Origin of the sequence: Vibrio sp. Vb0304 (genome assembly GCF_033338995.1) — a bacterium.
GTDB classification, from domain to species: domain Bacteria; phylum Pseudomonadota; class Gammaproteobacteria; order Enterobacterales; family Vibrionaceae; genus Vibrio; species Vibrio alginolyticus.
The window spans coordinates 842-1,134 of record NZ_JAWOTT010000279.1 but is presented as its reverse complement, the minus strand read 5'-3'; the positions used below and the strand labels follow the sequence as shown (position 1 = coordinate 1,134).

Below are 293 nucleotides of genomic sequence, written 5' to 3'. Positions count from 1 at the left end.
TTACCATATGGCTCAAGAATCTCACGTGATGCTGTCATCATACGCTCACCACCGCTTGCATGAACGTTCACCATCCATACACCTAACTCAGCAGCAGCGCGTACCGCTTTTGAACAGGTGTTCGGGATATCATGAAATTTCAAATCCAGGAATACAGAAAAACCACGTTTGTGGAGTTCACGTACGAAATCAGGACCAAATAGCGTAAACATTTCCTTGCCGACTTTTAGGCGACATGACGCAGGATCAATTCTATCTACAAACGCTAGCGCATCAGCTTGGGTATCATAATC

At 45.1% G+C, this 293-nt stretch carries 1 protein-coding gene; it reads right to left on the bottom strand.

Features of this window, described 5'->3' with window-relative positions:
* Positions 1 to 293: orotidine 5'-phosphate decarboxylase / HUMPS family protein (locus R7P35_RS25640; protein WP_318093242.1), on the bottom strand; the 293-nt coding region annotated here is incomplete at both ends.